We start from the raw sequence: 16,170 nt of genomic DNA, 5'->3' as shown, positions 1-16,170 counted from the left end.
AGGCTATCGAGCGAGGACGTCACCGCGGGACAACGTCTCGTCCCCGAAGGTCTCGGCCGGGTCGCTGCCGGTGCCCATGACCTTGTTGTCGGCATCGACGAAGACCACGTGCGGCTTCAGCTCCCTGGCCTCGGCGGTGTCCATCTGGCCGTAGCCGATGAGGATGACCGTGTCGCCGGGGTGCACCAGCCGGGCCGCGGCCCCGTTGATGCCGATGACGCCCGACCCACGCTCGCCGGCGATCGTGTAGGTCTCCAGGCGCGCGCCGTTGGTGACGTCGACGATGTGGACGAGCTCGCCGGCCAGCAGGTCGGCGGCGTCGAGCAGGTCCTCGTCGACGGTGACCGACCCGACGTAGTGCAGGTCGGCCTGGGTCACCGTGGCCCGGTGGATCTTGGACTTCATCATCGTGCGCAGCATCAGCTGCTCCTTCCAGAAGTGGTCGAGGCCGCGGACGCGGTCCCCGCCTGGTCCGATCGCTCGAAGACGATCGGTGCGTTGTCGATCAACCGCGTGGCCCCCACCCGCGCCGCCACGAGGATCCGGCCCTCGCCGACCTCGGGCGGCTCGTCGAGGTCGACCGACGTGAGCGCGAGGTAGTCGAGCTCGAGGCCCGCCTCGGCCTTGAGGACCGACATCGCGGCCCAGCGCGCGGCAGGCACGCCGTACGCCGCCCGCTCCTGCGCGGCACGCAGCGCCCGGCTGAGGGCCACCGCGGCCCGGCGCCCGTCCGCGTCGAGGTAGCGGTTGCGGCTGGAGAGCGCGAGGCCGTCGGGCTCGCGGACCGTCTCGGCGCCGACGACCTCGATGCCCATGCAGAGGTCGCTGACCATGCGACGGATGAGGGTGAGCTGCTGGTAGTCCTTCTGCCCGAAGACCGCCACGTCGGGGCGGACCAGGCCGAAGAGCTTGGCGACGACGGTCAGCACGCCGTCGAAGTGGCCCGGGCGGGAGGCGCCGTCGAGGATCGTGGCGAGGGTGCCGGGCGAGACCGTGACCCCGTCGTGGACGGACTCGTGGCTGAAGCCGCCGGGATACATCTCCTCGACGCTCGGCGCGAAGACGACGTCCACCCCCTCGGCCGCGCAGACCGCCAGGTCGGCGTCGAGGGTGCGGGGGTAGCGGTCGAGGTCCTCGGTCGGGGCGAACTGCATCGGGTTGACGAAGATGCTGACCACGACGGGGCCGTCGGTCGCCCCGCGGGCGGTGCGGATGAGGCTGGCGTGGCCGTCGTGCAGGGCGCCCATGGTGGGCACGAAGGCGATCCGGTCGCCGGCACGGCGGGCGTCGGCGAGCAGGCCGGCCAGCTCCTCGCGCGTCGACGCGAGGGTGGGGGTAGCGGTCATCGAGGCTGCCGGGCGCGGGGGGTCGGGGCCTCGACGGCGTCGAGGACGCGCAGGATCGCGGCGGCGCGGATCGGCAGCAGGCGTCCGTCGGTGACGGCCCGGTCGAGGGTGGCGCGCGCCATGGCGACGTACGACGGCAGCGTCTGCGGGGCGGTCGTCCGCAGGTCGGTGACGTGCGCGCGGACCGTCTCCACGTCACCGCGCACGATCGGCCCGGTCAGGGCGGCGTCACCGTCCTCGAGCGCGTTGTCGAGCGCGGCGGTCAGCAGCGGGCGCAGGGTGGCGGCGGGGTCGGCCGCTCCGGCGGCGGACAGGATCTCCATCGCCTCGGCGACCAGGGTGACGAGGTGGTTGGCGCCGTGGGCGAGACCGGCGTGGTAGAGCGTGCGGTGCTCCTCACGCACCCACATCGGGGTGCCGCCGAGGTCGGCCACGAGGGACTCCGCGAGCGCCCGGTCGTCCTCGTCGGCGGTCACGCCGAACACGCAGCCGGAGAGCCGCGGCAGGTCGACCTCGGTGCCGGTGAAGGTCATCGCCGGGTGCAGGGCGATCGTCCGGGCGCCGACCTGCCGGGCCGGCTCGAGCACGGCGAGACCGTGGCGCCCGCTCGTGTGGACCACGACCTGGCCGGCGTGGATCGCACCGCTCGCGGTGAGCATGGTGACGACGTTGGACAGCATGTCGTCGGGCACGGTGAGCAGCAGCAGGTCGCTGGCGCGCGCGACGTCGGTCGGCTTGGCCACGGCGACCCCGGGCAGCAGGTGGTCGATGCGACCCCGCGAGGCGTCGGACTCGCCCGCTGCGGCGACGACGTCGTGGCCCGCAGCGCGGAGGGCGGCGGCCAGGACGGCACCGACGCGACCGGCGCCGATGGCACCGACGCCGAACGTCGGGTGCGACGTCGGGGTGAGGACAGGGTCGTGCGTCATGTGGTGACCTCTTCGTTTCAGTCCCTCTCGGGTACCGATCTACTGCGATCAACATCGAGCCTACGCCTGCGGATTCCACGGCGGGAACGCCCGGGCGGCGTGACGAAGGCCACTCCCCCGTCCTCGCGGAGCGTCAGCGGCGCAGGATGCGCCGGGCGGTCGTGTTGCCGGCCAGCTGGACGACCTGCACCAGCGCCACGATCGCGATCACCGCGGTCCAGGTGACGACGGTGTCGAACTGCCGGAAGCCGTACTGCAGGGCGAAGTTGCCCAGCCCGCCGCCGCCGACGACGCCGGCCACCGCGGTCATGTCGACCAGCGCGACGAAGGCGAAGGTGTAGCCCAGCACCAGCGGCCCGAGCGCCTCGGGCAGCACGACGGTCCGCACGATGCGCGCGCGGCTGGCCCCGACGGACCGTGCGGCCTCGATCACGCCGGGATCCACCGTGACGAGGTTCTGCTCGACGATGCGGCTGATCCCGAAGGCGGCGGCGAGCGTGAGGGCGAAGATGATCGCCGGGTTGCCGATGCCGGTGCCCACGACCACCCGGGCGAACGGCTGCACGGCGGCGATGAAGATGACGAAGGGGATCGGCCGGAAGAAGTTCACCAGCAGGTTGAGCACGAGGTTGACCGGGCGGCTGGCGTAGAGGCCGCCGCCGCGGGTGACGTACAGCCCGAGACCCAGCAGCAGGCCGAGCAGGCCACCGAGGGTGAGCGTGATCGCGACGATGTAGAGGGTCTCCCACGCCGCCTCCCAGAAGAGCGGCCAGAGCTGGCTCATGTTGGTGTCGGTCACCGGGCCAGCTCCTTGGTGAGGACGAGTGCTCGTACGGCGTCGACGGCCGCGTCGACGGCCGCGGGGTCGCCGTCGAGGGCGAGGGTCAGGTTGCCGAAGGTCTCGCCCTGGACCTCCTCGATGCCGCCGAAGACGAGCTCGAAGCGCACGCCGTGCTCGAGGAGGGCCGCGAACACGTCGCTCTGGCGTACGTCGTCGCCGCGGAAGGCGAGCTTGACGAACCGTCCGTCGTGCCGGGCGTGCAGGGCCGCCAGCGCCTCGGCGCCGGGCTCGTCGTCCACGATCGTCGAGACGAACCGGCGGGTGACCGGCTGCTGGGGGTCGGAGAGCACCTGCACGACCGGCCCCTCCTCGACGATGCGACCGGCCTCCATGACGACGACGCGGTGCGCGAGGCTGCGCACGACGTCCATCTCGTGGGTGATCACCACGATGGTGATGCCGAGCTCGCGGTTGACCCGGCGCAGCAGGGCGAGCACCTCCTGCGTCGTCTCCGGGTCGAGGGCGCTCGTCGACTCGTCGGCGAGGAGCAGCTGGGGGCTCGTCGCGAGCGCGCGGGCGATGCCGACGCGCTGCTTCTGGCCACCGGAGAGCTCGTCGACGTGGCTGTGCGCCTTGTCGGCGAGGCCGACGAAGTGGAGCAGGTCGGAGATGCGGGCGTTCTGCTCCTGCGTGGGGACGCCGGCCACCTCCAGCGGGTAGGCGATGTTGCCCCACACGGTGCGCGAGCGGAACAGGTTGAACTGCTGGAAGATCATCCCGATCCCCAGCCGCACCTCGCGCAGCTCGCGCTCCTTGAGGCCGGTGATCTCCCGGCCGCCGACCCGCACGCTGCCCGAGGTGGTGGTCTCGAGCGCGTTGATCAGTCGTACGAGGGTCGACTTCCCGGCCCCGGAGTAGCCCACGATGCCGACGATCTCACCGGCCTCGACCGTCAGGTCGACACCGCGGATCGCCTCGACGGGCGTCCCTCCGCGGGCGGCCGGGAACGTCTTGTGCACGTCGGTCAGCTCGACGAGCGGCATCGTGGGGCTCCTCCCCTGGTCAGCGTCGGGTCACTGCTGCGCCGCGGACTATCGCTGCGCGGCGGTGTCGGCCTCGACGTCGTCGAGCGACGCCTGCAGCTCCTCCTGCGGGACCTTCACCAGCTCGGCGGTGCCGCCGGAGACGTCCTGCACGCCGTCGAGGACGGCCTGCGTCTCCTGGTAGACCTCGACGAGCTTGCGCAGCGTCGGGTCGTCGCGGTCCTCGGCGCGGACGGCGAAGACGTTGACGTAGGGGAGCGCGTTGGGGTCGTCGACGTCGTCGGTGGCCAGCGCGTCCTCGAAGGAGAGACCGGCCTTCTCGACGAAGTCGTTGTTGATGACCGCGGCCGCCACGTCGGGCAGCGAGGTGGGCGTGAGGTCGGCCTTGATCGCCTTGACCTGCACCCGGGACGCCGACTCGTCGACGTCGGCGAGCGTGGAGTAGATCGAGCCGCCGTCGGCGAGGGTGATGAGGCCGGCCGACTGGAGGATGAGCAGGGCGCGGGCCTGGTTGCTGTCGTCGTCGGGGACGACCACGGTCTCGCCGTCCTGGATGTCCTCGACGGAGTCGACCTGGGACGAGTAGAGGCCCAGCGGGTAGATCGCGGTGGAGCCCAGCGGCACGATGTCGTCGTCGTTCGCGACGTTGTACTCCGCGAGGTAGACGATGTGCTGGAACTGGTTGATGTCGAGCTCGCCCTCGCTCAGCGCGGGGTTGGGCTGGGTGTAGTCGGCGAAGTCCTCGATCTCGAGGTCGATGCCCTCGTCGGCCGCGGCGTCGACCAGCACCTGCCAGTAGGGGTCGCTGGCGCCGACCGTGCCGAGGACGACCTTCTCGCGCTCCTCACCGCTGGCTGCGCCGGCGTCGTCGCTGCCCCGTGACCAGAGGAGTCCGACCACCACGGCGATCACCGCCAGGACGGCGATGCCGGCCAGGAGCGGCGTACGTCGCTTGGCGGGGGGTGCGATCTGCGGGTGGTTCTCGGGCATGGCGGAGCCTCTCGACGTACGGTCCTGAGCCGGGAGAACCTCCGGACCCCGCACGGGTATGCCCCGGAGGCGGTGTGAACCGCCTCACCAGCACCTCAGCCGCCGCCTCACCCGCCGCCGTGGGCGGTCGTCGTGCTGCTCAGGCGCGCAGGTGGAGCTTGGCGTGGTCGGGGTCGTCGACGACGAAGGGGCGCGGTGCGCGGGGCAGCCAGGTGTGCGTGACGTGGTCGACCACGTGGATGCCCTCGGGGGACTCGATCTCCACGACGCCCTCCGGGACCTGTCCGTCGTGCAGCGCGTTCCAGACCAGCCACTCGCGACGCTTGCGCCGGTTGCGGATGGAGGTGGCGAACGACTCGGGGTTGGTCCAGTGGGCGAACTCGTCGCCGTCGAGCCACTTGAGCTCGACGCAGAGGCCCTGCGGCAGCGCGAACATCTCGATGTGCTCGGGCGTCGTGCGGATCTCCCACTCCGGCGCCTTGGTGTAGACGTAGTCGGGGCTCATCGGGAAGCCCCACTCCTCGATGTTGCGCAGGCCCAGGTCGAGGTAGGCCTTGCGGTCCGACTCGATGTACAGCCCGTGGCGCGGGAACCGGATGACGGCCTCGGCCATCCCGACCTGCCACGACAGGTCGGCCATCGACACCTCGCCCTCGGTGGTGAGGACCATGTCGCCGTCCCACTTCCACGAGTAGCGGGTGCGGACGTGGGAGAAGCACCAGTTGTAGAAGTAGGCGAGCGAGTGCACCGAGCGCTCGTTGACGGCGAGGTGCTCGGCACCGGCGCGGGCCACCTGGAAGGGGTATTCCTTCAGGGTGAACCGGTCGGACAGGCCGTGCTCGGCCGCGACCCGCAGGGCCTCCTCACCGGTGCCGTCGTCGGACCCGTTGTCGACGAGAAGCACGTGGTCGCACGCCCGCAGCAGCGGCGGGAGCACGAAACGCAGGCCCGGGGCCTCGTTCTTGACCCGCAGCACCGCCGTGGCACCGCGCCGCAGCCCACCGGGCCCCCCACGCGAATCAGCCCACGGCCAGACGATGTCGAAGTCCGTGTGGCCCTCGATGTTGGTGAGGCCGTGGCCGGAGCCGATCGGGATGCTCACGGCTGCGCGTCCCGCTCCCGCCCGAGGGCCTTGCGGACCCCGCGGCGCACCGACGGCGGGATCGCGGCGCGTACGTCGTGGGGCACGCGGTCGGCGAGCGACCGGTGGCCTTCCTCGCCCGCGGCCTCGTGGAGCGCCCGCCGACGGGCCTGGTGGCGCGCGTGCTCGGCGGTCGAGCGGCTGATGGCGGCTGCCTCCTCGTAGAGGTCGACGTACTCCGCGCGCAGCTGGTCAAAGGTCTCGTGCGCGGCAGTCGTGTCGCCGCCCTCGTCGGCGAGCTTGTTGAGCTCCTCCCACGTCTGGCCGGTGAGGTCGTGCAGCCGCCTGGGCAGCGCGAGGTCGTCGAGCGTGGCGCTCACGCGGCGGAGGTTGGGGTCGATGAAGCGGTGCACCTCGCGGATCTGGTCGCTGCGGGTGTGGATGATCGTCTGCAGGTCGAGGGCGTGCCCCATGGCCGTGGTCGTCCTGACCCAGTCGGTCAGCAGGTCCTCGTAGCGGACGAAGACACGGCCCTGTGCCGCGTCACCCTCCACCGCGTCGACGCTGCGGGTGGCCCGCTCGGTGTGGAGCAGCATGTTGACCCAGCTCGCCGCGAGGTGGGCCGAGCCGAGCTTGTTGGCGTAGTACTTCTGCTTGGAACCGACCACCTCGGCGGGCGGGCGCAGCATGGTGGCGAAGACCGGCGTCGCGCCCGTGCGGATCGCGGCGACCCGCCACAGGCCGAGGAACCAGCTCAGCCGCGGGTCCTTGACGACGAGCTCGGGGTGCTCGGCGAAGTGCGGCTCGAGCCACTCGCTGACCCGGATCCTGGCGGGCTCGCGGCTGCAGATGCGGCCGGTGTCGAACCACGCCTCGGGACGGCTGTCACTGACCTGGACCAGTGCCTCGCGGAGCCACTCGTCGTGGATGTCGACGACCCACTGCGGCTCGCTGAAGCCACGCGGGTTGGAGTCGTCGGGCGGCACCTCGGGCAGCGGCACGTGCATGCCGAGCCGCGACACGATGCCGGCCAGGGTGCTGGTGCCGCTGCGGCCGGCGCCGGCGACGAAGAGGACCTTGCGCGGCACTCCGTCGGGGTTCATCTCGTCGATCGCTCTGGGCTGCTCGGTCACGGCGGGCAGCCTACCGGCGGGCGGGCGCGCGGCTCGGTCCCCACTAGGCTCGCGGCCCATGAAGCGGCTCTTCTCCCGGGCACCCCTCCTCGGCGTGGTGATCCCGGCGTGGGGCGTGGAGGACTACCTCGACGACTGCGTCCGCTCCCTGCTCGCGCAGACGCACACGCGGTGGGAGGCGGTGATCGTCGACGACGGGGCGACCGACCGCTCGGGCGAGATCGCCGACGACTGGGCCCGCCGGGACGCGCGCATCCGCGTCGTCCACTCCGTCAACGGAGGCCTGGGCGCCGCCCGCAACCTCGGGGTCCAGCACGTGCGGGGCGACCACCTCGCCTTCCTCGACTCCGACGACGTGCTGCCGCCGACGGCGTACGCCGACCTGGTGGGCGCGCTCACCGCGTCGGGCTCCGACTTCGCGACCGGGTCGATCGTGCGCTGGGAGGGTGACCGGCTCGTCGAGCCGCCGTGGATGCGACGTCTTCACCGGCCGCTGCGGGGGGCCCGCGTCGAGGACCGGCCCGAGATCCTGGGCGACGTCTTCGCGTGGAACAAGGTCTTCCGCAGGTCGTGGTGGGACGCCCGGGACCTGTCGTGGCCCGAGGGCGTGCGCTACGAGGACCAGCCCACGACGACGCGAGCCTTCCTCGAGGGCCGCTTCGACGTGCTCGACGAGGTGGTCTACCGCTGGCGGATCCGGGAGGGCTCGATCACGCAGACCCGCGCCTCGTCGCTGCAGGACCTCGCCGACCGCTGGGAGACGAAGCGGATGTCGCTTGCCTCGGTGCGCGAGCACGGCTCCGCCGACGTCGAGGCGGTCTTCGTCGACCGGGTGCTGGCCGGTGACCTGTGGCGCTACTTCCTGCTGGTGCCGGGGTGCACGCCGGAGGGGTGGCGGCTGCTGCGCTCGGGTGTGCTCGAGATCTGGGGCCGGCGCTCGCTGGTGCACAGCGGCCTGCCGCCGGTCCACCGGCTGGCCGGCTGGCTGGTCGAGCAGGACCGCCGCGCCGACGTCACCTCGCTCATGGAGTGGGTGGCGACCCTCGACGGCCCCGCCCCGCGGGTGCAGGACGTCGCCACCGGCGCCTGGCGGCTGTCGGTGCCGCCCTCGGTGCTCGACGAGACCACCGTGGCCCCGGAGGCGCTGTCGCTCCGGGACCACGAGGTCATCGACTGATCAGAGGAGCCCTTCGGACTCCAGGAACTCCTGGGCCACGTCGGCCGGCTGCTCGCGGTCGATCTGCACGCTGACGAGCAGCTCACCGAGGGTCTCGTTGTCGAGCGCCGCCATCAGGTCGTTGAGCGGACCCTCGACGTCGGGGTTGTCGGCGAGGAAGTCGCTCGACACCGCGGGGACGAGGTTCTGCGCGGGCTGGATGCCCTTGTCGTCCTCGAGCAGGAGCAGGCCCTGGTCCTCGAGCGTGCCGTCGAGCGTGCTGGTCTGGCCGAGCTGGGCCTCCCCGTCGAGCACCGCCTGGAACGTCTCGGTCGAGGCGTAGCCCAGCGGCTCGAGGGTGATGTCGATGCCGTAGGTGTCGACGAGCCCCTTCTCGCAGTCGGTGCGACCCTTGCAGTCGGGCGCGGCGGCCAGCGTGACCTGCTGGCCCTCGAGGTCGGAGAGCTTGGTGACGCCCTCGGCGTCGGAGAACTCCTGGCTGGTGAAGTAGCCGTTGGCGGAGAACGCCTCGGACGGCTCGAGCAGGGTGATGCCCTTCTCCTCGAGCAGCGACGCACCGGCGTCGATCGTCTCTTGGGCGTCGCTGGTCGACAGCGGCTCGGCGTCGGGGCCGTTGGCGTCGGTGTTGAGCTGGTCGACGATGCCGGCGACGTACTCCGGGGCGATCTGGACGGAGTCGGGCATCTCGTTGAGGTAGATCGGGCGGGTGTCGACCAGCCGGGTCTCGACCTCGTAGCCCTCGGCCTCGAGGACCTGCTGGTACATCGCGGTGACGAGCGCGGCCTCGTCGAAGCTCTGGCTGCCGATGACGACGGACGTGCCCTCGCCACCTCCCCCACCCGAGCCGGAGGTGGGCTCGTCGTTCTCCTCGGCGAGGTCGTCGCCGGCGCATCCGGCGAGCAGGGCGGTCAGGGCCAGACCGGTGACCGCCATCAGCGGACGTCGTACGTGCATGTCGTCAAACCTTCTGTGTCCCGTGGCCGAGCCACGCGTGTCCGGTGATGCGAGCGGGTCCGCTCAGCTCCCGGTGGGAGCCTCTGCCACCGTAGTCGAGGGCACCGACAAGTCCTCATCACGATCCGGTGACGGAGCGCGCGGCATCGGGTCGACGGCGCGCTGCACCGCGGCCGCGGCGAGCTCGAGGACGAGGGCCACGGAGGCGACGACCACGGCCCCCGCCATGCCCTGCGCGTAGTCGTTGCGGGCGAAGCCCTCGGTGATGATCCGGCCGAGGCCCGGCCCCGCGACCAGCGCGGCGATGGTGGCCGTGGCCCACACCTGCACCAGGGCGAGGCGCACGCCGGAGGCGATCACCGGCAGTGCCAGCGGCAGCTCGACGCGCCGGAAGCGTTGCATCGGTGACATGCCCATCCCGTCGGCGGCCTCCTGCACGTCGGAGGGCACCTCGCGCATCGCGACGTAGCCGTTGGTGATCAGCGGCGGGAGGGCGAAGAGCACGAGCGCGATGAGGGTCGCGAGACCGGCGCGGCCGTAGGGGCCGAAGTCCTCGGAGCCGGGCCAGTCCGCGGCGACCAGGAGGGCCAGCAGCGCGAAGGTGGGCACGGCGCGGCCGACGTTGGAGATGTTGACGGCGAGGAAGCCGCCCTTGCCGAGGTGGCCCAGCCAGAGGGCGAGGGGCAGGCCGAGCAGCATGGCCGCCACGAGCGCGGTGGCGGTGAGCAGCAGCTGCTCCAGCAGCCGCGCGACGAGGCCGCCCGCACCGGTCCAGCTGTCGGGGTCGATGAGGTACTGCCAGGTGTCGGCGAAGAGCTCCATCAGCGCGCCCCCGCCGTCCAGGGCGTCAGCACCCGCTGCAGCAGCACCAGCACCACGTCGAGGACGACGGCCAGGACGACGCACAGCACCGCGGCGGTCATCAACTCGGCGCGGAAGTCCCGCGCGACACCGTGGGCGATGAGGTCGCCCAGACCGCCGTACGCCACCAGGGTGCCGACCGTGGTCAGCGCGATGGTCGACACGGCCGCGACGCGCAGGCCGGCCATCACGACCGGCAGCGCCAGCGGCATCTCGATGCGGGTGAGCATGCGTGCGCTCCCGTAGCCCAGGCCGCGGGCCGCCTCGCGTACGTCGTCGGGCACGGACCGCAGCCCGTCGAGCAGTGCCCGCACCAGGATGGTCAGCGCGTAGAGACCGAGCCCGATCACGACCGTGGCGGCGGACAGGCCGGTGAACGGCACCAGCAGGGGCAGCAGCGCCAGCGACGGCACGGTGTAGACCCCGGTGCTGAAGCCCAGGACCGCGGACTCCAGCCGCGGCAACCGCCGGGCGAGCAGCGCGAGCGGTAAGGCGATGACGATGCCGAGGACGAGGGCCGCCAAGGTGATGAGCACGTGCTCGACGAGCGCGTCGGTGATCTGCTCATGGCGGTCCTCGACGTACTGCCAGCAGAACCATTCGTTGACGAACCGGCTGTAGCAGCTCGGCCCGGAGTCGGCGGCCCCCAGTATGGTCACCGCATGGACGCTACACGGGGCGGCGAGCCGATGATCCGGCTCGAGGGCGTGGGCAAGACCTATCCGGACGGGACCGTGGCCGTCCACGAGCTCGACCTCGACGTCGCGCGCGGCGAGATGGTCTGCCTCGTCGGTCCGTCGGGCTGCGGCAAGTCGACGACCCTCAAGATGATCAACCGGCTCATCGAGCCCACCACCGGCCGGATCTGGCTCGACGGCCAGGACGTCACCGACGCCGACCCGGTCGAGCTGCGGCGCGGCATCGGCTACGTCATCCAGCAGATCGGCCTGTTCCCCCACCAGCGCATCGAGCAGAACGTCATGACGGTGCCGCTGCTCTACGGCGAGTCGAAGGCCACCGCGCGCGAGCGCGCCCACGAGCTCCTCGAGACCGTGGGCCTCGAGCCGGAGCAGTACGCCCGGAAGTACCCCCACGAGCTGTCCGGCGGCCAGCGCCAGCGCGTCGGCGTCGCCCGCGCGCTGGCAGCCAACCCGCCCGTGCTGCTGATGGACGAGCCCTTCGGCGCGGTCGACCCCGTCGTGCGAGGCCGCCTCCAGGACGAGTTCCGCCGCCTGCAGGACGAGCTCGGCAAGACCGTGGTGCTGGTGACCCACGACATCGACGAGGCCATCCGGATGGGCGACCGCGTGGCCGTCTTCGCGGCGGGCGGCCGGTTGGCCCAGTACGCCACCCCCGGCGAGCTGCTCGCCCACCCCGCGGACGAGCAGGTGGCCGACTTCGTGGGTTCGGGCGGGCTCCGCACGCTGACCGTGACCCGGCTCCGCGAGGACCACCTGGAGCCGCTCGACGGCGTCTCCACCGGCGACCTTGGCTCGGCCATCGACATCGACTCCTCCCTCGAGGACGCGCTCGCCGCGATGCTCCGCGACGACAAGCCGATGGTCGGGGTGCGCCGCGGACCGACGTTCCTCGGGGTGCTCACCCCCGCCGGGGTGCACCGCGCGCTGCGCGAGTCGCTGCGCTAGCCCCCCGTTCCGTCACGGGGGGCACCACGACCCACGGCAACGCGCCGACTGTCCCGACGCACACGGTGCCGCAACCCGCAGGCACCTGCCGGCCGTTGCGGCACGCACCGTGTCGCAACCGGCACCGCTCCCTCTGGGGAAGCGGGCGGGACGGTGTCACATCCGGTGCGGTGACGCCGGGTCTACTGCGCGTGGACGGTCACGTCCTTGTGCCAGGACTCGGTGACGTACTTCGTGCCCCAGCCCATCGAGGTGTAGAGCCCGTCCGCCCCGGTCGGTGAGTCGGCGTCGACCTCGAGCCCGACGCGGTCACGACCGCGGGCGGCGGCGTCGGCGATGATCGTGCGGAGCAGGCCGGTGGCCACCCCGCGACCTCGCGCGGACTCGAGCACGCCGAGGTAGGAGACGTACGACCCGTCGGGCCCGGTGCCGGACTCGCTCACCGTGCCGACCAGGGCGCCCGCGGCCTCCGGCTCGCCCCCCTCGCCGTCCACGATCTCGGCCAGCCACCAGTGGTCCCAGCGGTGGCCGGGGTCCTCGCGGAGCCGGTGGATGAACTCGTCGAAGGTCTCCTCCGAGGAGTTGAAGTGGTCGGTGAACGCGCCTTCGAGCACGTCGTGCACCGCGCGCAGGTCGGCCTCGTCGGGCATCCCGCCGGAATCCGGACCGCCCTGCCGCTCGACGAGGCGGAACACCACGCCCCTGCGCTCCCAGCGGGCCGGGTCGGGGACCAGCTCGGCCTCGGCGGCCTCCACCGAGCGGCTCATCTGCCACCACGTCCGGACCCGCTCGAAGCCGGCGTCCGCCAGCCAGCCGTGCTGTCGCTCGTCGTCGGCGAACGCACCGGTGTCGATCTGCTGCTCGGTCAGGCCGCGCGCCGCCCCGACCGCCCGCGCCTGGGCCTCGGCCCAGTCGACGAGCACCTCGCTGCAGCGGTCGGCGGCCCGCTCGTCGACGTCGCGGGCGACGATGTGCACGAAGAGCATCCGGCCCTCGGCGCGGTCGTGGACGCTCCCCCAGGCCTGGATCCGGCCGCCGGGGTCACGCACCACGAGGTTCTCGCGCATGGCCAGGCCGCGCTCGGAGACCTCGACACGCACCTCCTCCTCGCCCGATCCGGCCCAGCCGCGCCCGGCGCGCTCGTGGTCGCGCAGCAGCTCGGTCAGCCGCTCGACCGTCGCCGCGTCGTCGCCGTCCGGCTTCTCGGCCACCCAACCCGCGGGGAGTCCGGGGTCGTCGGGCAGCGCGTCGGTGGGGTCGCTCTCGAACCGGTTGTCCTCAGGGATCACGAGCGGTCATTCTTCCGTACGTCCCGCTCGAGCCCCCGGCGCGGTGCGTGACGCAGGCTCAGGCGCTCTTGTGGTTGCGGCGCGCGGCGGCGGCGCGGAGGGAGTCGAGCTCGGCGCGGAGCACGTCGAGCTCGGCCTCGAGCTCGGCGACGATCACGATCGCCTCGGCGGCCCGGCCCTCGGCGTCGTCACGACCGCGCTCGGCCTCGTCGCGACCGCGCTCGGCGGCGTCGGCGCGGCGGGCCTCCTGGCCGCGCTTGAGGGTCTGCTCGGCGGCGTTCTTCTGGGCGTTGGAGAGTGCGCGCTCGAGGACGTCGATGGCCTCCTCGCGCTCGTTGATCTTGCGCCGCATGTCGGCAGCGAAGGCAGCGGACTCGGCCGTACGACGCTCGGTGAGCGCGCGGTACTCCTGCGCCTGCACCGCCCGGTCGCGGGCGGCGTCGCGGCGGGCCTGCATGAGCTCGGAGTGGGTGATGCGGGTGGCAGCGGCACCGGCCAGCACGGCCACGACGGCAGCGACAGCGGTCAGTCCGGCCGACGAGGACGCCAGGGCGCCGATCACGAGCACCGCTCCGAGGGCGAGGAGTGCGACGGCCACGGCCAGGCGCGTGCTGCGCTGGCGGCGACGAGCAGGCGTGCGGGACACCTGTGACTGCTGTGACTGCTGGGAAGGCATGTCGCCCAGACTAGGGGCGCGGTCGTCCCCCGTCGGCGCGACACGCACGCTCCAGGGCCAGCGAGGCGAGGGTCACCCCGGCCGCCCCGACCGCCGCGACGAGCGCGCGGGCGATCCACCGGTCGGCGTACTGCGACTCGTCGCCCAGCCAGCTGACGGCGTAGCCGACGTAGCCGGCCGTCACCAGCGCGCCGGCGAGGGCGCACGCCCGGGCCAGGACGAGGCGGTTGACGGCCTGGTGCGGCTCGAGCCGCTGGCCCCGCACGTGCACCGTCTGCCACGTGTGCCAGGCGAGGAAGCCCATGATCGCGGCGACCAGGACGAGCACCAGTGCCTGCGCCCAGGACACCAGGGGCGGACGGCCGGCGACCGCGCTCATCACCGGGTGGAGCGCCCACCCGAGGGCCAGGCCGGCGACGATGCACGCCGTCAGGGCGCGTGCGGACGTCGGGCGGAGCGTGCCGCGTGGCTCCTCGGGGTCCGTGTCCGGCTCGGGCCCGGGATGGCTCACTCGACCTCGAGGGTGAGGTCCTCGCGCCTCTTCACGCCCGAGGAGTCGGAGGCGTCGAGCAGCTCGGCGATCGGGCCGCGGTCGGGGAACACCGCGTCGGGCTCGAGGTCGTACCAGGGCTGCAGGACGAAGGCGCGCTCGTGGGCGCGCGGGTGGGGCAGGCGGAGGAAGTCCTCGTTGGCGCGGCGGTCGCCGACGACGATGAGGTCGACGTCGAGGGTGCGCGGCGCGTTGCGGACGTCGCTGCGCTCGCGGTCGAAGGCGTCCTCGATCGCCAGCGCGCGCTCCATCAGCCGGTGGGCCGGGAGCGTGGTGTCGGCGAGCAGGACGGCGTTGAGGTAGGGGCGCGAGCCCTCGGGCGCGTCCACCGGCTCGGTCTCGTAGACGGGCGAGACGCCGGTCACGAAGAAGTCGGGGGTGTCCGCGAGGGCGTTGACCGCCCCCTGCAGGGAGGCCAGTCGCTCGCCGAGGTTGGAGCCGAGGCCGACCACCACCCGACGGATCGGGTGCATCTCGCCGGTGAGGGAGTCGGCGTCCACGATGTGGGGGTTGGGGGTCTCAGTCATGAGCGTTGCCTCGCGTTCTGGTGATCGTCAGCGCGACGTCCGAGTACGTCGCGTCGATGGGTGCATCAGGTTTGTGGAGCGTGACTCGCGCCCATTCAACACGAGTGTCCAACAGGCACACGTCCGTGATGCGTTGAGCGACGGTTTCTATCAGGTCGACGGGGTCGCGCTCGACGGCAGCCTTCACGTCCGCCACCAGAGTGCCGTAGTTCACGGTGTCCGTCAGGTCGTCCGAGGCGGCCGCGGGCCGGGTGTCGATGCCGAGCACGAGGTCGACGACGAAGACCTGCCCCTCCCGCCGCTCGAAGTCGAAGACGCCGTGGTGCGCGAAGCACTCGATGCCCGTCACGGCCAGCTCGTCGGTCATGCGGGGTCTCCTGCGCTCGGGTGCTGCATGGCGGCCACCACCGCGAGCGCGTCGCGCGTGGCTCGTACGTCGTGCACGCGCAGGTGGTCGACCCCGCGGACGGCCAGCAGCGTGACCAGGGCGACGTGGGCGTGCTCGCGCTCGTCCACCGGCCGCGGCGCGCCGTCGACGGCCAGCAGCGAGCCGAGGAACGACTTGCGGCTGGCCCCCACCAGCAGCGGGCAGCCCAGCTCGCGCAGGACGTCGATCGCGGTCAGCAGCTCCCAGTTGTGGCGCGGCTGCTTGGCGAAGCCCAGCCCGGGGTCGAGGACCACCCGCTCGCGCGGGACGCCGGCGGCGAGGACGGCGTCGAGCCGCTCGCCCAGCTCGCGGCGTACGGACGCCACGACACCGTCGGGCGAGTAGTCGGTGAAGTCGCGCATCCGGTCGGCGTGGGCGCGCCAGTGCATGGCGACGTAGGACGCGTCGCTGTCGGCGACGACGTCGAGGATCCGTGGGTCGGCGAGGCCGCCCGAGACGTCGTTGACGATCTGCGCACCCGCCGCGAGGGCTGCCGCGGCGACCTCGGCGCGCATCGTGTCGACCGACACCACGGCCCCGCCCGCGGAGAGCTCGCGGATCACCGGGACGACGCGGTCGAGCTCCTCGGCGACCACCGGACGGGTGGCTCCCGGCCGCGTCGACTCGCCGCCGATGTCGAGCACGTCGGCGCCCTGCGCCAGCAGCTCACGGCCGTGGGCGACCGCGGCCTCGGTGGTGTCCCAGCGGCCGCCGTCGGAGAAGGAGTCGGGGGTGACGTTGACGATCCCCATCACCCGGG

General features: G+C 72.5%; 19 protein-coding genes. 2 read left to right on the top strand and 17 right to left on the bottom strand.

All coding sequences use genetic code 11. The annotated features are described in order from the left end of the window. Nucleotides 1–3 precede the first annotated feature (3 nt). The 8 genes from panD to ACNKF0_RS02445 all read right to left on the bottom strand — a co-directional run bounded on the left by panD (nt 4) and on the right by ACNKF0_RS02445 (nt 7,303). On the bottom strand, nt 4–420 hold the full coding sequence (panD, locus tag ACNKF0_RS02480; RefSeq protein WP_416955476.1) for an aspartate 1-decarboxylase: 417 nt from the start codon (nt 418–420) through the stop codon (nt 4–6). Beyond that, nucleotides 420–1,346: a pantoate--beta-alanine ligase gene (gene panC / locus ACNKF0_RS02475; RefSeq protein ID WP_416955474.1), complete on the bottom strand. Its 927-nt coding sequence runs from the start codon at nt 1,344–1,346 to the stop codon at nt 420–422. The genes panD and panC overlap by 1 nt, the downstream gene beginning before the upstream one ends. Then, nucleotides 1,343–2,275 (bottom strand): Rossmann-like and DUF2520 domain-containing protein, encoded by a 933-nt coding sequence (locus ACNKF0_RS02470; RefSeq protein ID WP_416955472.1) that lies wholly within the window; start codon nt 2,273–2,275, stop codon nt 1,343–1,345. Before ACNKF0_RS02470 ends, panC begins: the two co-directional genes overlap by 4 nt. Nucleotides 2,276–2,408: 133 nt before the next feature. Then, nucleotides 2,409–3,059 (bottom strand): methionine ABC transporter permease, encoded by a 651-nt coding sequence (locus ACNKF0_RS02465; RefSeq protein WP_416958401.1) that lies wholly within the window; start codon nt 3,057–3,059, stop codon nt 2,409–2,411. An 11-nt stretch (nt 3,060–3,070) separates the two neighbouring features. Beyond that, nucleotides 3,071–4,099 carry a methionine ABC transporter ATP-binding protein gene (locus tag ACNKF0_RS02460; RefSeq protein ID WP_416955470.1) on the bottom strand — a complete coding sequence of 343 codons (1,029 nt, stop codon included), beginning with the start codon at nt 4,097–4,099 and terminating at the stop codon, nt 3,071–3,073. A gap of 48 nt (nt 4,100–4,147) precedes the next feature. Next, nucleotides 4,148–5,089, bottom strand: a complete 942-nt coding sequence (locus ACNKF0_RS02455) for a MetQ/NlpA family ABC transporter substrate-binding protein (RefSeq protein WP_416955468.1) — start codon at nt 5,087–5,089, stop codon at nt 4,148–4,150. Between the two features lie 139 nt (nt 5,090–5,228). Next, complete coding sequence (locus ACNKF0_RS02450; protein ID WP_416955466.1) at nt 5,229–6,191, bottom strand: hypothetical protein; 963 nt, start codon at nt 6,189–6,191, stop codon at nt 5,229–5,231. Next, a complete protein-coding gene (locus ACNKF0_RS02445; protein WP_416955464.1) occupies nt 6,188–7,303 on the bottom strand; it encodes a sulfotransferase family protein in 1,116 nt (371 codons plus the stop codon). Before ACNKF0_RS02445 ends, ACNKF0_RS02450 begins: the two co-directional genes overlap by 4 nt. A gap of 58 nt (nt 7,304–7,361) precedes the next feature. Between ACNKF0_RS02445 and ACNKF0_RS02440 the strand changes: the two genes are divergently transcribed. Further along, entirely contained in the window at nt 7,362–8,480 is a 1,119-nt protein-coding gene (locus ACNKF0_RS02440; RefSeq protein WP_416955462.1) for a glycosyltransferase family 2 protein, read from the top strand. Here the strand turns inward: ACNKF0_RS02440 and ACNKF0_RS02435 are convergent, their stop codons facing one another. The 3 genes from ACNKF0_RS02435 to ACNKF0_RS02425 all read right to left on the bottom strand — a co-directional run bounded on the left by ACNKF0_RS02435 (nt 8,481) and on the right by ACNKF0_RS02425 (nt 10,954). Continuing rightward, nucleotides 8,481–9,434 carry a glycine betaine ABC transporter substrate-binding protein gene (locus ACNKF0_RS02435; RefSeq protein ID WP_299929365.1) on the bottom strand — a complete coding sequence of 318 codons (954 nt, stop codon included), beginning with the start codon at nt 9,432–9,434 and terminating at the stop codon, nt 8,481–8,483. Nucleotides 9,435–9,497: 63 nt separating this feature from the next. Continuing rightward, nucleotides 9,498–10,256 carry an ABC transporter permease gene (locus ACNKF0_RS02430; RefSeq protein ID WP_299929362.1) on the bottom strand — a complete coding sequence of 253 codons (759 nt, stop codon included), beginning with the start codon at nt 10,254–10,256 and terminating at the stop codon, nt 9,498–9,500. Beyond that, nucleotides 10,256–10,954 (bottom strand): ABC transporter permease, encoded by a 699-nt coding sequence (locus tag ACNKF0_RS02425; protein WP_416955459.1) that lies wholly within the window; start codon nt 10,952–10,954, stop codon nt 10,256–10,258. Before ACNKF0_RS02425 ends, ACNKF0_RS02430 begins: the two co-directional genes overlap by 1 nt. A gap of 3 nt (nt 10,955–10,957) precedes the next feature. Here ACNKF0_RS02425 and ACNKF0_RS02420 point away from each other — a divergent pair, with 3 nt between their 5' ends. Beyond that, complete coding sequence (locus ACNKF0_RS02420) at nt 10,958–11,941, top strand: ABC transporter ATP-binding protein (protein WP_299929356.1); 984 nt, start codon at nt 10,958–10,960, stop codon at nt 11,939–11,941. Between the two features lie 182 nt (nt 11,942–12,123). On the opposite strand, the gene ACNKF0_RS02415 is transcribed toward ACNKF0_RS02420, so the two are convergent. From ACNKF0_RS02415 to folP, 6 genes are read right to left on the bottom strand one after another with little or no spacing between them, the layout of a single operon-like run. Beyond that, nucleotides 12,124–13,230: a GNAT family N-acetyltransferase gene (locus ACNKF0_RS02415; protein WP_416955457.1), complete on the bottom strand. Its 1,107-nt coding sequence runs from the start codon at nt 13,228–13,230 to the stop codon at nt 12,124–12,126. A 58-nt stretch (nt 13,231–13,288) separates the two neighbouring features. Continuing rightward, nucleotides 13,289–13,906: a hypothetical protein gene (locus ACNKF0_RS02410; RefSeq protein WP_299929351.1), complete on the bottom strand. Its 618-nt coding sequence runs from the start codon at nt 13,904–13,906 to the stop codon at nt 13,289–13,291. A 10-nt stretch (nt 13,907–13,916) separates the two neighbouring features. Beyond that, a complete protein-coding gene (locus tag ACNKF0_RS02405; protein WP_416955455.1) occupies nt 13,917–14,417 on the bottom strand; it encodes a DUF3180 domain-containing protein in 501 nt (166 codons plus the stop codon). Next, nucleotides 14,414–14,983, bottom strand: a complete 570-nt coding sequence (gene folK, locus ACNKF0_RS02400) for a 2-amino-4-hydroxy-6-hydroxymethyldihydropteridine diphosphokinase (protein WP_299929345.1) — start codon at nt 14,981–14,983, stop codon at nt 14,414–14,416. The genes ACNKF0_RS02405 and folK overlap by 4 nt, the downstream gene beginning before the upstream one ends. Further along, nucleotides 14,976–15,350: a dihydroneopterin aldolase gene (gene folB / locus ACNKF0_RS02395; protein WP_416955453.1), complete on the bottom strand. Its 375-nt coding sequence runs from the start codon at nt 15,348–15,350 to the stop codon at nt 14,976–14,978. Before folB ends, folK begins: the two co-directional genes overlap by 8 nt. Continuing rightward, entirely contained in the window at nt 15,347–16,162 is an 816-nt protein-coding gene (gene folP, locus ACNKF0_RS02390) for a dihydropteroate synthase (RefSeq protein ID WP_416958398.1), read from the bottom strand. The genes folB and folP overlap by 4 nt, the downstream gene beginning before the upstream one ends. Nucleotides 16,163–16,170: the final 8 nt, after the last annotated feature.

The organism is Nocardioides sp. T5 (genome assembly GCF_048161455.1).
Classification (GTDB): Bacteria; Actinomycetota; Actinomycetes; order Propionibacteriales; family Nocardioidaceae; genus Nocardioides.
Note: the sequence above shows the minus strand (reverse complement) of the source record. Positions and strands in the feature narration are given on the sequence as shown.

Bases quoted from the DNA above. Each gene is read 5' to 3' on its own strand.
- panD (WP_416955476.1), bottom strand. From the start codon at position 420: ATGCTGCGCACGATGATGAAGTCCAAGATCCACCGGGCCACGGTGACC.
- panC (WP_416955474.1), bottom strand. From the start codon at position 1,346: ATGACCGCTACCCCCACCCTCGCGTCGACGCGCGAGGAGCTGGCCGGC.
- ACNKF0_RS02470 (WP_416955472.1), bottom strand. From the start codon at position 2,275: ATGACGCACGACCCTGTCCTCACCCCGACGTCGCACCCGACGTTCGGC.
- ACNKF0_RS02465 (WP_416958401.1), bottom strand. From the start codon at position 3,059: ATGAGCCAGCTCTGGCCGCTCTTCTGGGAGGCGGCGTGGGAGACCCTC.
- ACNKF0_RS02460 (WP_416955470.1), bottom strand. From the start codon at position 4,099: ATGCCGCTCGTCGAGCTGACCGACGTGCACAAGACGTTCCCGGCCGCC.
- ACNKF0_RS02455 (WP_416955468.1), bottom strand. From the start codon at position 5,089: ATGCCCGAGAACCACCCGCAGATCGCACCCCCCGCCAAGCGACGTACG.
- ACNKF0_RS02440 (WP_416955462.1), top strand. From the start codon at position 7,362: ATGAAGCGGCTCTTCTCCCGGGCACCCCTCCTCGGCGTGGTGATCCCG.
- ACNKF0_RS02435 (WP_299929365.1), bottom strand. From the start codon at position 9,434: ATGCACGTACGACGTCCGCTGATGGCGGTCACCGGTCTGGCCCTGACC.
- ACNKF0_RS02430 (WP_299929362.1), bottom strand. From the start codon at position 10,256: ATGGAGCTCTTCGCCGACACCTGGCAGTACCTCATCGACCCCGACAGC.
- ACNKF0_RS02420 (WP_299929356.1), top strand. From the start codon at position 10,958: ATGGACGCTACACGGGGCGGCGAGCCGATGATCCGGCTCGAGGGCGTG.
- ACNKF0_RS02410 (WP_299929351.1), bottom strand. From the start codon at position 13,906: ATGCCTTCCCAGCAGTCACAGCAGTCACAGGTGTCCCGCACGCCTGCT.
- folK (WP_299929345.1), bottom strand. From the start codon at position 14,983: ATGACTGAGACCCCCAACCCCCACATCGTGGACGCCGACTCCCTCACC.
- folB (WP_416955453.1), bottom strand. From the start codon at position 15,350: ATGACCGACGAGCTGGCCGTGACGGGCATCGAGTGCTTCGCGCACCAC.
- folP (WP_416958398.1), bottom strand. From the start codon at position 16,162: ATGGGGATCGTCAACGTCACCCCCGACTCCTTCTCCGACGGCGGCCGC.